This window comes from Pantoea sp. UBA5923 (assembly GCF_002431095.1).
Taxonomy (GTDB): Bacteria; Pseudomonadota; Gammaproteobacteria; order Enterobacterales; family Enterobacteriaceae; genus Pantoea; species Pantoea piersonii.
In genome coordinates this window covers 28,629-41,626 of record NZ_DJDN01000029.1, presented here as the reverse complement: position 1 = coordinate 41,626, position 12,998 = coordinate 28,629, and the positions used below count along the sequence as shown (strand labels likewise).

Annotated in this window: 13 protein-coding genes and 1 pseudogene; 10 read left to right on the top strand and 4 right to left on the bottom strand. The window is 55.4% G+C overall.

The annotated features are described in order from the left end of the window. Positions 1-33: 33 nt before the first annotated feature. Entirely contained in the window at positions 34-630 is a 597-nt protein-coding gene (slmA, locus tag B3797_RS07505) for a nucleoid occlusion factor SlmA (RefSeq protein ID WP_120458113.1), read from the top strand. 51 nt (positions 631-681) lie between these two features. Here slmA and pyrE read toward each other — a convergent pair whose 3' ends face one another. Together pyrE and rph are read right to left on the bottom strand one after the other, a co-directional pair. Next, on the bottom strand, positions 682-1,323 hold the full coding sequence (gene pyrE, locus B3797_RS07500) for an orotate phosphoribosyltransferase (protein WP_311790767.1): 642 nt from the start codon (positions 1,321-1,323) through the stop codon (positions 682-684). 49 nt (positions 1,324-1,372) lie between these two features. Next, on the bottom strand, positions 1,373-2,089 hold the full coding sequence (gene rph / locus B3797_RS07495; RefSeq protein ID WP_033754298.1) for a ribonuclease PH: 717 nt from the start codon (positions 2,087-2,089) through the stop codon (positions 1,373-1,375). 145 nt (positions 2,090-2,234) lie between these two features. Between rph and B3797_RS07490 the strand changes: the two genes are divergently transcribed. Next, positions 2,235-3,419: a NupC/NupG family nucleoside CNT transporter gene (locus B3797_RS07490; RefSeq protein ID WP_311784169.1), complete on the top strand. Its 1,185-nt coding sequence runs from the start codon at positions 2,235-2,237 to the stop codon at positions 3,417-3,419. 33 nt (positions 3,420-3,452) lie between these two features. On the opposite strand, the gene B3797_RS07485 is transcribed toward B3797_RS07490, so the two are convergent. After that, positions 3,453-3,884, bottom strand: coding sequence for a DUF3574 domain-containing protein (locus B3797_RS07485; RefSeq protein WP_311784168.1), 432 nt, complete (start codon positions 3,882-3,884; stop codon positions 3,453-3,455). A 159-nt stretch (positions 3,885-4,043) separates the two neighbouring features. On the opposite strand from B3797_RS07485, the gene B3797_RS07480 reads away from it, so the two are divergent. The 7 genes from B3797_RS07480 to B3797_RS07450 all read left to right on the top strand — a co-directional run bounded on the left by B3797_RS07480 (position 4,044) and on the right by B3797_RS07450 (position 10,395). Next, positions 4,044-4,907 (top strand): YicC/YloC family endoribonuclease, encoded by an 864-nt coding sequence (locus B3797_RS07480; RefSeq protein ID WP_311784167.1) that lies wholly within the window; start codon positions 4,044-4,046, stop codon positions 4,905-4,907. A gap of 380 nt (positions 4,908-5,287) precedes the next feature. Next, on the top strand, positions 5,288-6,211 hold the full coding sequence (lpxP, locus tag B3797_RS07475; RefSeq protein ID WP_311784166.1) for a kdo(2)-lipid IV(A) palmitoleoyltransferase: 924 nt from the start codon (positions 5,288-5,290) through the stop codon (positions 6,209-6,211). Between the two features lie 110 nt (positions 6,212-6,321). Then, on the top strand, positions 6,322-7,458 hold the full coding sequence (locus B3797_RS07470) for an alanine racemase (RefSeq protein ID WP_311784165.1): 1,137 nt from the start codon (positions 6,322-6,324) through the stop codon (positions 7,456-7,458). A gap of 131 nt (positions 7,459-7,589) precedes the next feature. Beyond that, positions 7,590-7,985: a polyketide cyclase gene (locus B3797_RS07465; RefSeq protein WP_311784164.1), complete on the top strand. Its 396-nt coding sequence runs from the start codon at positions 7,590-7,592 to the stop codon at positions 7,983-7,985. Between the two features lie 434 nt (positions 7,986-8,419). Beyond that, a complete protein-coding gene (locus tag B3797_RS07460; RefSeq protein ID WP_311790766.1) occupies positions 8,420-8,686 on the top strand; it encodes a hypothetical protein in 267 nt (88 codons plus the stop codon). A gap of 71 nt (positions 8,687-8,757) precedes the next feature. Continuing rightward, on the top strand, positions 8,758-9,402 hold the full coding sequence (locus tag B3797_RS07455) for an oligosaccharide flippase family protein (protein ID WP_311790765.1): 645 nt from the start codon (positions 8,758-8,760) through the stop codon (positions 9,400-9,402). A gap of 375 nt (positions 9,403-9,777) precedes the next feature. Continuing rightward, a complete protein-coding gene (locus B3797_RS07450; protein WP_033754272.1) occupies positions 9,778-10,395 on the top strand; it encodes a trimeric intracellular cation channel family protein in 618 nt (205 codons plus the stop codon). On the opposite strand, the pseudogene ligB reads toward B3797_RS07450, so the two are convergent. After that, a pseudogene (ligB, locus tag B3797_RS07445) lies at positions 10,276-12,079 on the bottom strand (NAD-dependent DNA ligase LigB). The gene B3797_RS07450 and the pseudogene ligB sit on opposite strands and share 120 nt — an antisense overlap. Positions 12,080-12,321: 242 nt before the next feature. Between ligB and gmk the strand changes: the two are divergent. Continuing rightward, positions 12,322-12,945 (top strand): guanylate kinase, encoded by a 624-nt coding sequence (gene gmk / locus B3797_RS07440; protein ID WP_103797571.1) that lies wholly within the window; start codon positions 12,322-12,324, stop codon positions 12,943-12,945. Positions 12,946-12,998: the final 53 nt, after the last annotated feature.

Genomic DNA, 12,998 nt, shown 5'->3' with positions numbered 1-12,998 from the left:
TGCTTAAGGTGAATTTCAGGGGTTTTTAAGGTCATGGCAGAAAAGAAACTCGCCAAACGGAACCGTCGCGAAGAAATTTTGCAGGCGTTGGCGCAAATGCTGGAGTCCAGTGACGGTAGCCAGCGCATCACCACCGCCAAGCTGGCGGCAAACGTCGGCGTTTCTGAAGCGGCGCTCTATCGCCACTTTCCCAGCAAAACGCGCATGTTTGACAGCCTGATTGAATTCATTGAAGACAGTCTGATTACCCGCATCAATCTGATCCTGAAAGATGAAAAAGAGACGATGGCGCGTCTGCGTCTTATCGTGCAATTGATTCTTGGCTTTGGTGAGCGTAATCCGGGGCTGACCCGTATTCTGACTGGCCACGCGCTGATGTTTGAGCAGGATCGCCTGCAAGGGCGTATCAATCAGCTGTTTGAACGTATTGAAGCGCAGCTGCGTCAGGTAATGCGCGAGCGCAGAATGCGTGAAGGCGAAGGGTTTGAAACGGATGAGGCGCTGCTGGCGAGCCAGCTGCTGGCTTTTTGCGAAGGCATACTGTCGCGTTATGTACGCTCAGAATTCCGTTTTCGCCCTACCGCCGACTTTGATATCCGCTGGCCGCTGCTGGCCGCACAGCTGGTGTAACTCGCCGGGCTGGATTCCCTTTCCCGAACAGGGAAAGGGAATGTCACAGCGTTAAATGCCGTACTCTTTCTGATAGGCGCGCACTTTCGCCAGATGATCGGCCATTTCCGGCCTCTCTTCCAGATAGCTAATCAGATCAGCCAGCGTGATGATGGCGGTGACCTGACATTTGTAGTCGCGCTCAACTTCCTGAATCGCTGAAATATCACCGCGCCCGCGCTCCTGCCGATCGAGAGAAATCAGCACGCCTGCCAGCGTGGCGTTATGCGCGCTGATAATATCCATCGATTCACGGATTGCGGTGCCTGCGGTGATTACGTCATCCACCAGCATGACGCGCCCCGCCAGCGGACTGCCTACCAGCAGGCCGCCTTCGCCATGATCTTTCGCCTCTTTGCGATTGAAGCAGTAGGGCACGTCGCGGTCATGATGGTCAGCCAGCGCCACGGCGGTTGTCGTGGCGATGGGGATACCTTTATAGGCGGGGCCGAACAGCAGATCGAAGTCAACGCCCTCATCTACCAGCGCCTGCGCATAGAAACGGCCCAGCAGCGCCAGATCGCGACCGCTGTTAAACAGGCCGGCATTGAAAAAGTAGGGGCTTTTACGGCCAGACTTCAGGGTAAACTCGCCGAACTTCAGCACCTGTTTGTTCAGGGCGAATTCAATAAACTGACGCTGCCAGGCTTTCATCTCTCACTCCTCTCACAAAAAAAAGGCGACTCTCTGGTCGCCTGTTAAATCAGTTGTTCAGCGCTGCTTTCTGCGCCTGAATCAGTTCCTCAATGCCGCCGCGCGCCAGCGCGAGCAGCGACAACAGTTCTTCATGGCTGAACGGCTCGCCTTCCGCCGTACCCTGCACTTCGATCATGCGGCCATCTTCCAGCATCACGACGTTCATGTCGGTTTCGGCGGCGGAATCTTCCACATACTCCAGATCGCAGCGCGCTTCGCCCTCGACGATGCCGACGGAGATCGCCGCCACCATCCCTTTCATCGGGTTGGCTTTCAGCTTGCCGTCCGCCACCAGCTTATTCAGCGCATCGGCCAGCGCCACGCAGGCACCGGTAATCGATGCGGTACGCGTGCCGCCGTCAGCCTGAATCACGTCGCAATCGAGCGTGATGGTAAATTCGCCCAGCGCTTTGAGATCGACCGCCGCGCGCAGCGAGCGGGCAATCAGGCGCTGGATCTCCAGCGTACGTCCGCCCTGTTTACCTTTTGCCGCTTCACGCGCCATACGGCTATGCGTGGAACGCGGCAGCATGCCATATTCAGCGGTAACCCAGCCCTGTCCCTGTCCTTTCAGGAAACGCGGGACGCTCTCTTCCACGGTAGCAGTGCAAAGCACTTTGGTTTCGCCGAACTCCACCAAAACTGAGCCCTCGGCATGTTTGGTGTAGTTTCGGGTCAGGGTGACGGGACGCACCTGCTGTGCGCTTCGGCCTGCTGGACGCATGGTAATCTCCGGCTGAAATGAATTGGCTGCGCATTATACGGACTTCCTCGTCGCCTGTCTTGCTGACGGGATTTCACAGCGGCAGATGAATTTCCTCACGGTCTGTGGCTAAATGCGCCTTCCTCACTCACTGAAAATAAAAAGTATGACCTCAATTCTTCATTTCCTGCTGGCGCTGGCGGTGATTTTCGCCCTTGCGCTGCTGGTCAGTCATGACCGCAAACAGATACGTCTGCGCTATATCGTACAGCTGATCGTGGTGGAAGCTGCGCTGGGCTGGTTTTTCCTGCACTCCGCCAGCGGGCAGGGGGCGGTCAGCGCCTTCAGCGGTTTTTTTGAGAAGCTGCTGACCTTTGCCGCGCAGGGCACCGACTTCGTGTTTGGCAATATGAGCAAGCAAGGGCTGGCCTTTATCTTCCTCGGCGTGCTCTGCCCTATCATATTTATCTCAGCGCTAATCGGCATCCTGCAGCACTGGCGCATTTTGCCGCTGCTGATTCGGCTGGTGGGCACGCTGCTGTCGAAGGTAAACGGCATGGGCAAGCTTGAGTCATTCAATGCGGTCAGTACCCTGATCCTCGGCCAGTCAGAAAACTTTATCGCCTATAAGGGCATTCTGGGTGATATTCCGCCGAAGCGCCTCTACACCATGGCCGCCACGGCGATGTCCACCGTGTCGCTCTCTATCGTCGGCGCCTATATGACGATGATCGCGCCTAAATATGTGGTCGCCGCGCTGCTGCTCAATATGTTCAGCACCTTTATTATCCTCTCCATTATCAACCCCGGCAAAGCGCAGGACGAGCAGGCAATTCAGCTCGACAAGCTGCATGAAGAGCAAAGTTTTTTTGAGATGCTCGGCGAGTACATTCTGGCGGGTTTCAAGGTTGCGATGATTATCCTGGCGATGCTGATCGGCTTTATCGCGCTGATAGCCGCGGTTAATGCGCTCTTTAGCGCGCTGTTCGGCTACAGTTTTCAGCAGGTTCTTGGCTATGTCTTCTATCCTTTTGCCTGGCTGATCGGCATCCCTGCCGCTGATGCGCTACAGGCCGCCAGCATTATGGCGACCAAGCTGGTCGCGAATGAGTTCGTGGCGATGATTGAGCTGCAAAAGGTAGCGGCAGGCATGACGCCGCGCGGTCTGGGCATTCTTTCCGTGTTCCTGGTGTCGTTCGCCAACGTTGCCTCTATCGGCATCGTGGCCGGGGCAATCAAAGGACTGAATGAACAGCAGGGCAATGTGGTGTCCCGCTTCGGCTGGAAGCTGGTTTATGGCTCAACGCTGGTGAGTCTGCTGTCGGCGGCATTTGCCGGCCTGTTTATCTGATCTCTGCGGCGGCCTTGCCGCCGCCGTTTCTGCTCAAAATCCGACGCATACCGGCGCATCGACGCGCATCACAGACTCCTGACCGAAGCGCTGCTTGTAAATCGTGCGCAGCGCTTCGATATCGCCATTCACGCCGTTTTCCGCCCCATGAATAAGCATGAGCGCCTTGCTCGGCTCGCGCGCCAGCTTTCCGCTTTTCTCCAGCCATTGACCGCTGGCGTCGTAAACGCTCAGGCCCGCCTTGAAGCGCGGCGTCACCTCTTTATCCAGAAAAAGCTGCCAGTCGGAGCGGCTTACCATCCCGCCCTGCGGTTTGCTGAGGCCGAACCACAGCGTGGTTTGCATCATCATTTCGCCGCCTGCGCATATGGCAACAGGTTTAGTCGGCGGCGCAGGCGGGCGCGGCGCCTGGCAACCGGCCAGCAACGCGGCCAGTGCCACGGAGAGGGTAACAGAGCGGAACATTGGCGTTATCCTTAATCAAAACGATCAGCGGCCATCATAAGTGTCTGTCCGCAAAAGCGGAAATGTTTCGTTATTCGCACGCGCTTGCGCTTATGCCTGTTAGCGCGCGGCGGGTATCGCTATACTTGCTGCATAATTTCTGACAAAGAGTAGCCGATTATGATCCGCAGTATGACCGCTTACGCCCGCCGTGAAGCCAAAGGCACCTGGGGCAGCGCCGCCTGGGAACTTCGCTCTGTTAACCAGCGTTATCTTGAAACCTATATCCGTCTGCCGGAGCAGTTTCGCAGTCTGGAGCCGGTTATTCGCGAACGTATTCGTCAGCGCCTGACGCGTGGCAAAATCGAGTGCAACCTGCGCTTTGACGCCGATCCCGGCGCGCAGGGCGAGCTGATGCTGAACGAAACCCTGGCGAAGCAGCTGGTGCAGGCCGCCAACTGGGTGAAGATGCAGAGCGACGAAGGCGCCATCAACCCGATGGAAATTCTGCGCTGGCCTGGCGTAATGTCTGCGCAGGAACAGGATCTGGATGCGATTAATGCCCAGCTGCTGAGCGCGCTGGACGGCGCGCTGGATGACTTTATCGTAGCGCGCGAAAGCGAAGGCGCCGCGCTGAAGGCGATGATCGAACAGCGTCTCGACGGCGTGAAGCAGGAAGTGGCGAAAGTGCGCGCCCAGATGCCTGAGATCCTGAAATGGCAGCGCGAACGCCTGGTCGCGAAGCTGGAAGAAGCGGAAGTCCAGCTGGAAAACAACCGTCTCGAACAGGAACTGGTAATGATGGCGCAGCGCATCGACGTCGCAGAAGAGCTGGATCGCCTTGAAGCCCATGTTAAAGAGACCTATAACATCCTGGGTAAAAAAGAGGCAGTCGGTCGCCGTCTCGACTTTATGATGCAGGAATTTAACCGCGAGTCGAACACCCTGGGTTCGAAGTCAATTAATGCAGACGTTACCGCATCGGCGATTGAACTGAAGGTGCTTATTGAGCAAATGCGCGAGCAGATTCAGAATATCGAGTAACAACGCAGTAAAGGTAAATAGCTCGCCTCGTGCGAGCTTTTCGCCATTTTTTCATGTCGGCCTGCGTAAATTCTGCGTAAATAACCATAAGATTTCATTTCCGGACCACTCTTCAGGAGAGTGCGTTTGTTGCCCGCTGTCATTTTGCTGATTTTTTAACGTGCTGTTTATACAGCGTCTTTTATTATCCTCCTCGCCGCTTTTCGCTTTAATGCCTCATTCGATGAAACATCCATCTCCATATGATTCTGTTGTTTCGCTTTCTTTAACTGCACTTTTTGCTAATGTGCCGGTCCGATTGACTACAAGCTGTAGCGCCTGGGGAACTTATGGAAGTGCTTCTTTATGCGATACATACATTCATCACATAAAGGTGCGCTATGAAAAAGACCGGAGCTTTTTGCCGTTCCATGCTGCATCCACGCTACTGGGTTACCTGGCTAGGTCTGGGCATTCTGTGGCTGCTGGTTCAGCTTCCTTATCCTCTTCTGATGCGTCTTGGCGCTAATGCCGGTACGCTTTCTCGTCATTTCCTAAAACGTCGTGAGCGCATTACGCGACGCAATATCGAACTCTGCTTTCCCGGCATTGCTGAAACCGACATTGAGCGCATGATCGCAGGTAACTTCGCTTCGCTGGGTATGGCGCTGGCAGAAACCGGCATCGCCTGGTTCTGGTCGGATCGCGCGGTAAAAAAACTGTTTGAGGTGTCAGGCCTGCAGCACTTGCAGTCCGCCATGGAGCAGAAGCGCGGCGTAATGGTAATTGGCGTGCACTTTATGTCGCTGGAGCTGGGCGGCCGCATCAGCGGTTTGTGTCAGCCGATGATGGCGATGTACCGCCCGCATAACAACCGGGCGATGGAGTGGGCGCAGACGAAGGGCCGTATGCGATCCAATAAGGCGATGATCGATCGGCGCGATCTGCGCGGTATGGTTCATGCGCTGAAAAAAGGCGAGTCGGTCTGGTTTGCACCGGACCAGGATTATGGCCCGAAAGGCAGCGTGTTCGCCCCACTGTTCGCCGTTGAGAAAGCAGCGACCACGAACGGTACATTTGTTCTGTCGCGCCTCGCGAATCCGGCGATGTTAACCATCGCGCTGATCCGCAATCCAGATAACTACGGCTACCAGCTGATCATTGATCCGGAACTGGAAAACTATCCTCATACTGATGAAGCCGCTGCCGCCGCCTATATGAATAAAGTTATCGAAAGCCAGATCCTGCGGGCGCCAGAGCAGTATCTGTGGCTGCATCGCCGCTTCAAAACCCGTCCGCCAGGCGAAGCCTCGCTCTACGTTTAATCCGCACCGCATCATGAGCAATCATGATGCGGTTTTTAGCATTGTGCGGCTGGCATCCGGCCGCCGATTGCTGAATGATGGGGTTTCATCCGTTTGTGCAGGAACCTCGTATGGATATGAATCAACGCTGGCAGCGTCCTCTGCCTGACGACCGTCTTACGCCCTACATTGAGATCGACGCCGAAAGGCTGGAAAAGAATCTGCAGGCGATGCAGGAGAAAGCCAGCCGCGCAGGCGTCACGCTGCGCCCTCATATCAAAACGCATAAAAGCCTCTATATCGCTCGTCGTCAGCGCGCGCTGGGCGCGTGCGGCATTACCGTTTCCAAACCGAGCGAAGGTGAAGTCTTTATCCGCGGCGGCGAACGCGACATCTTGCTGGCTTATCCGGTTATTCGTGCCGAAAGCATAGCGGCACTGCTGAAACTGGCGGCCCAGCATCAGGCGAAAGTGACGCTGATTGTCGATGCGCCGCATGGCGTAGCCGCTATCGCTGAAGCGCAACGCCGGCAGCCGGATGCCGACATCGCGGTAGCCATTAAGGTGGATGTCGGGCTGCATCGTATCGGCATCGATCCGCATCGCAACGACGCGGCCGCACTGGCGAAGGCTATTCAGGCGGCGCAGCTGCGTTTCGCTGGCCTGGTGTCGCACGCCGGGCACGCCTATGGCGCAGGAAATCCCGACGCCATTGCCGCGATCGCTCAGGAAGAAGCGCGGCTGATGCAGCATGTGCAAAACCAGCTGCGAGAAGCGGGCTTCGCCGGTTGTTCTGTTTCCGTTGGCGCCACGCCTACGGCGCTGGCCGCGCCAGTAGCGGCCGGAACCGATGAGATCCGACCGGGAAACTATGCCCTGCTCGATCTGACTGCATGTCGTCTTGGCCTGAGCCGCGTTGACGAACTGGCGCTCAGCGTTATTGCCCGCGTCGTCGCGGTAAATCGCCATTTCATCATTATTGATGCCGGTTCCAAAATGCTGAGTTCGGATAAAGGGCCTCACGGCACCAATGCCAGCGGGTTCGGCGTGGCCGTTGATGAAAAGGGCGTTTGTTATGAAGTCAGCAAGCTGTCGGAGGAGCATGGGTTTATCCCCTGGCAGGATAGCGCGCCCAGCGTCGGCGCCCTGCTGCGTATCTACCCTAATCACAGCTGCGCGGTGATGGCGCAGTCGGACAGCTATGTGCTGCGTCACGCCGATGGCCGCGCAGAGACCCAGCCGATTGACGCGCGCGGGCGTTTTCTCTGACTGTTTTACGGCAGGCCGCCAGGCCTGCCAGCCGGATGAAACCCCGTCTGCGCCACACTTCTCGCCGTGTGCGATTTTCCCTCTGCGCGCAACATGCTTTAATGCCTTTTTAACCACGTTCCGGAGGTAGCATGTTGTCGTCCCAGGTTGTCAGTCAGACCATTGCGCGTAACTGGTTAGATTTGTATGAAACGATCTGGAAGCCGGAATATTTTGCGAAATGGGCTTCCGGACTAAGCAGCAGCACGCTGGAACAGGAAGGGAGTTACTGGCGCGCCCGCGGACCTGAAGGTTCAGTAAAGATTCGCTTTACGCCACATAATCCGTTTGGCGTGATGGATCACTGGATAGACAGCGGCTTTGGTAAAGAGATCTATATGCCGATGCGCGTGATAGCTAATGAACAAGGCGCTGAGGTTGTGATAGTGGTTTATCGTCAGCCGCTGATGTCTGATGAGAAGTTTTCTCAGGATATTGAATGGGTAAGAGGCGATCTTGCGCGTCTCAACCGCCTGCTTACTCAGTAAATCAGGCGAAAAATCCCCCGCTCTTTAGTCATTGCTGGGCCTTACGGCTCAGAAAAGTGAAAAAAGTTCGGCGAAAATGCATAAGCGTTTTCGCCTTTTTCATCAGCCGCTCCTGCCCCTCACAACAGTTTCATTAAAGCCAGATAACCGGGAAAATTCCTGGACAGCTATTGCTGCCGTTTCGCTGTGATGCCTGTAATACGTGCATTCTCTGCATGTGTGCGTTTTTTATTCCGCTCATTTTCCCTTTTTACTGCACAACGATTAATAAACCTTTACAACGGAAGTTAAAAATATTTCATGCAAAGGGTGAATCCATTTATTTCTGTAGCGGCTTTATCGGACTTTTCTGATGGTGTGAAATTAAAAAAAACGAGGTATAAATTAACCACACACACAGCAACACTTAAAATAACAACATCAGGAAATTAAAAATGGATTGCTCAACTACGGCTCTGCTGTCAGAAGAAGAACTTGTTGAGATCGCTGGCAGGATGCTGGCAGGAGAATATAAAACAATAAAAGGATTTACCCAGGACCTGGCCGCTTTTCTGTTAAGCACAGAAAAGACGGCCCTGTCCCGGGACAATAAAAATAACGGGGAAATTATTTACGTATCAGAAATCCATCGCATTGAATCAATAATAACAGGTGAAGCCTGGCGTACTGCGTCTGGACTTCGCTCAGGCGAATGGCATTAATTATTTGGGCGGAATAGCCAACTATTTCGCGCATAACACTTTATTCGGTACCTGTACCTAACGAGTATATCATGGCGATACGTGAACGAAGCTTTACTGGTGCAAAGTGGTCTATTCTCTCTTCAATTAAGGTTATTGGCATCGGTGTGCTCCAGCTCTCTTTACTGGCGCAAATCCTGCAGGCTAACGAGCTGAACTTGCTGGCTGTAGCTATTGTCGGGCTGCTGATCATCGATACCCTTGCCGATCGCGGCTTTTCTAACGCCTTAATCCGCAGCGGCAGCTTGTCGGTTCGCGATCAGTCAATGCTTTACTGGGGCAATATGCTGCTGAGCCTGATTATTTTCGCTGTACTGTTTATCGGCAGCGATCTTATTGGCAGCTATCTGCAGCAGCCTGAAATGGCTATTATGCTGGAAATGGTCTCTGTGGTGTTTATTATTATTCCTCAGGGGCAGCATTATCGTGCTATTTTACAGCGTGAAAAGCAATATACCCGCATCGCCTTTACTGAAACTATATCAGTGCTTTTTGGCTTAGGCGTCACCTTATTCACCGTCTGGCTAACGCCGTCTGTACTGTGCGCCATCTGGGGTTATCTGGCAATTGCCTCTGTGCGTATGCTGATCTACTGCTATTATGGCCGCGAAAGTTTTCAGCCGGAATATCGCTTTAACCTGAAAGAATACAGTCACATTCGTGCAAGAATTGGATAATAAAAACAAGTCTGTATGGTGGGCTCTGGGCATCTGAAGAGATGCATTCGCGTGCTGGCGACAGCACGCTTTTTTCTTTTTATCCGCCCTGCATTTTTATTGCTCTGTAAATATCTCCCTGCCTGCGAAAGCTGGGCCTGACGTACCTCATCCTGTTAATTCCCTGAAAAACCGCTTCGCTCGAATAGTCGCTGAAATTACGATTCGCATTTCTTATTTTATTGCCGCAGCGGCGCTTCCCGCTTTCCCTCTAAGTCGGCGTTTTTCCTCAGGCCAGCATAAGTTAAACTGATACGAAGCGATCGCCTGAGAATTTTTCAGTAGCTGATATTCCTCTAACCCCGTAGCCTTGCCGCCCACCCTCTGGAGCCAGCTATGTTATTAACCGTCCTTTATATTATCGGCATTACCGCGGAAGCCATGACAGGCGCGCTTGCCGCCGGACGACGCAAAATGGATCTGTTTGGCGTCATTATCATCGCCTCAGTGACGGCGATAGGCGGCGGCTCGGTGCGAGATATTTTGCTGGGCCATTACCCGCTGGGCTGGGTGAAGCACCCGGAATACATCATGATCGTTGCCGCTGCGGCAGTGCTTACCACCTGGCTTGCGCCGCTGATGACGCACCTGCGCAAAGTTTTTCTGGTGCTGGATGCGCTGGGTCTGGTGGTCTTCTCGATTATCGGCGCGCAGGTGGCGCTGGACAGCGGCCATGCGATGATTATCGCCGCCATCGCCGCCGTGATTACCGGCGTATTTGGCGGCGTGCTGCGCGATATGTTCTGTAACCGTATCCCACTCGTCTTTCAGAAAGAGCTTTATGCCGGAATCGCCTTCGCTTCCGGCTGGATCTATATCCTGCTGCTGAAAACCTCACTGGCGCATGAGGCCGTCGTGATCATTACTCTGCTGTTCGGCTTTCTGGCGCGCCTGCTGGCGCTGCGCTTCCGGCTCGGTCTGCCTGTTTTCAACTACCCGCATCCGGAGCACTGACGCCGTTCGGGATGCCCTGTTCTCGCAGAAAAGCGATCAGCTTTTGCATGCGTGCATCCTGCAACATGGCGTAAATACGCTGCGCCAGGGTTGCGCCGACGCCAGGCAACGCCTGCCACCGCTGCACGTCGCGCTGCTGCACCTCATCCCAGGTCGCGTCCGGCAAAGCGTGAAGCGCTCGCCGCGGCAGCGGTATACCCAGCGCGCCGATCCAGCGGCGCAGCGGCTGCTGTCGCGTAAGGTTGAACCGGTGCCAGAGCTGCTGCGCGCGCGTCGGGCTAATGCCTGACGTCTGCGCGATCTGTTCCGGCGTCAGCGTCAGCCAGGAAAAAAGATGCTCCATAGCGCTGTTCTCTAACAGCCGTAGCCAGGTGCTGCGCTGTACGCCCGCGATATCCAGCACCGATTTCTGACTCAGCCAGCTTAGCCGCGCCAGCAACTGCTGTCGGCAGGCGGGCGTGATGCTCAGGCAACTGAGCGGCGTGAATTGTTCAGGATCGGGCGATTGTGGGTAATCACGCTCCCCTACCCGCCAGATCACTCTTTCCAGGCGTGGAATACCCTGCCCAGCCAGGCTGATAACGACCTGATCGCCTGCAATAACATCCCATTCCCGCCAGCGCCGCAGCGAACCGATATTCACCCGCCGTACCATTTTGTCGTCGAGCGCGACCGGCTGGAGATTAAGCACTACAGAGATATTTCCGGTACGGCCAGTGTTGAAATCAACCGACCGCACTTCACTGGTTACGTCCGGCGGCTGGAATTTCCACGCCACCGCCCAGTCGCCTTCGCCAGGCATCCAGCTTTTTCCGGCTGGCCGCATCGCCTGATGTACCACCACGCCGTCTGTGGCAAAGGGAAGCGGCGCGCTGAACCAGCGATCCCGCCAGCGTGCGACCTCTTCCTCATCACGGACAGGTTTGCTCCACGTTTGCGCCAGCCCCATTCCCCAGGCAGCGAGCTGTTGCAGACGTTCCGCCATCTCAGCGGGACCATCCGGCCAGCCCCAGATAAACAAGCCGATATCGGCCAGCAGCGGACCAGGTGTCTGGCTCATTAACGCGCCCGCTACCTGCGCCCGCGCATTTTTACCGCCGTCGCGCGCCTGACGATGATCGGTCATCTTCAGAAACAGCTCGCCCTGCAGCACCACACGCGGCGCATCGCTCTCAATCTGTAGCGGGATGGCAGGAATATAAGCCGCTTTTGCCAGCCATGACTCGCCGCGCAGGCCGTCGCCGCGACTAATTAGCGCCGTCAGCTTTCCCCTCTCATAAACCAGCGTAACCGCTACGCCGTCGATTTTCGGTTGTACCCATAAATCCCGACGATTCTGCATCCAGTACGCCAGCGCCAGCTTATCCCGCAGTTTTTTTACGCCGGTATGCGCCACCGGATGCGCGACTCTGCCGCTGGCTGGCAGGCGGGAGGTATAAGTCGCCTGCTCGGATCTGAAGCAGCGCTGCCAGCTTTTCAGGCGTTGCAACAGCGTGTCGTAATCCGCATCGCTGATCAGACTCTTTCCGTCGCGATAGTAGGCGTCATCCCAGCGTTGCAGCTGCTGCTGCAGACGGGCAATTTCATCTCCGGCGCGTGCGGGCGTCCACACCGGACAAAGCGCGTTGGCTGAACCGACAGCCAGCAGTAACAGACTTAGCAGCAGGCGTAACGTCTCTTTCATAGCGAGCCTCCTCAACGTTTCGCCTATTGAAGCGGCGAGGAAACGACAAGGCGACAGGCAAAGCGAGAGAACGGAACTGGCTGCGCAGGAAAAGCAGACGCTTGCGGCCTGGCAAAGCCGCTTCTGCGCGCCGCGCCGTAAAAGTTTTAGCGCAGCGTTACGCGCAAACGCTGCGTTACGGCGCTAAGCCGTGTATACTGAGCAGGAAATCGACTCCGCTCTTTACTCAATTCAAGAAGACCATGGCTCAAGGCACGCTTTTTATTGTTTCCGCCCCCAGCGGCGCGGGTAAATCCAGCCTGATTCAGGCGCTACTGAAGACACAACCGCTGTACGATACGCAGGTGTCTGTTTCTCATACCACCCGCGGCATGCGTCCCGGCGAAGTCCATGGCGAGCACTATTACTTCGTCTCGAAAGATGAATTTGAAGCGATGATCGCGGAAGACGCCTTCCTCGAACATGCGAAAGTCTTCGACAACTATTACGGCACGTCGCGTAAAGCGATTGAGCAGGTTCTCTCTACCGGCGTCGATGTTTTCCTGGATATCGACTGGCAGGGTGCGCAGCAAATCCGCGCAAAAATGCCCGCCGCACGCAGCATTTTCGTTCTGCCGCCCTCGCAGGACGAGCTGGACCGTCGCCTGCGCGGCCGCGGTCAGGACAGCGAAGAGGTGATTGCCCGTCGCATGGCGCAGGCGGTCTCTGAGATGAGCCACTACGCTGAATACGACTATTTAATTATCAATGATGATTTCGATCTGGCCCTGTCGGATCTGAAGACCATTATCCGCGCTGAACGCCTGCGCATGGGGCGCCAGAAGGCGCGCCACGATGCTTTAATCAGCAAACTATTGGCAGTCTGAAGTCAGTTTCAGTATTATGCCCAGTCATTTCTTCATCTGTGGAGTAGCACACC

Excerpts from the sequence above, each read along its gene's own strand:
- slmA (WP_120458113.1), top strand. The coding sequence starts at position 34 with ATGGCAGAAAAGAAACTCGCCAAACGGAACCGTCGCGAAGAAATTTTG.
- pyrE (WP_311790767.1), bottom strand. The coding sequence starts at position 1,323 with ATGAAAGCCTGGCAGCGTCAGTTTATTGAATTCGCCCTGAACAAACAG.
- rph (WP_033754298.1), bottom strand. The coding sequence starts at position 2,089 with ATGCGTCCAGCAGGCCGAAGCGCACAGCAGGTGCGTCCCGTCACCCTG.
- B3797_RS07490 (WP_311784169.1), top strand. The coding sequence starts at position 2,235 with ATGACCTCAATTCTTCATTTCCTGCTGGCGCTGGCGGTGATTTTCGCC.
- B3797_RS07485 (WP_311784168.1), bottom strand. The coding sequence starts at position 3,884 with ATGTTCCGCTCTGTTACCCTCTCCGTGGCACTGGCCGCGTTGCTGGCC.
- B3797_RS07480 (WP_311784167.1), top strand. The coding sequence starts at position 4,044 with ATGATCCGCAGTATGACCGCTTACGCCCGCCGTGAAGCCAAAGGCACC.
- lpxP (WP_311784166.1), top strand. The coding sequence starts at position 5,288 with ATGAAAAAGACCGGAGCTTTTTGCCGTTCCATGCTGCATCCACGCTAC.
- B3797_RS07470 (WP_311784165.1), top strand. The coding sequence starts at position 6,322 with ATGGATATGAATCAACGCTGGCAGCGTCCTCTGCCTGACGACCGTCTT.
- B3797_RS07465 (WP_311784164.1), top strand. The coding sequence starts at position 7,590 with ATGTTGTCGTCCCAGGTTGTCAGTCAGACCATTGCGCGTAACTGGTTA.
- B3797_RS07460 (WP_311790766.1), top strand. The coding sequence starts at position 8,420 with ATGGATTGCTCAACTACGGCTCTGCTGTCAGAAGAAGAACTTGTTGAG.
- B3797_RS07455 (WP_311790765.1), top strand. The coding sequence starts at position 8,758 with ATGGCGATACGTGAACGAAGCTTTACTGGTGCAAAGTGGTCTATTCTC.
- B3797_RS07450 (WP_033754272.1), top strand. The coding sequence starts at position 9,778 with ATGTTATTAACCGTCCTTTATATTATCGGCATTACCGCGGAAGCCATG.
- gmk (WP_103797571.1), top strand. The coding sequence starts at position 12,322 with ATGGCTCAAGGCACGCTTTTTATTGTTTCCGCCCCCAGCGGCGCGGGT.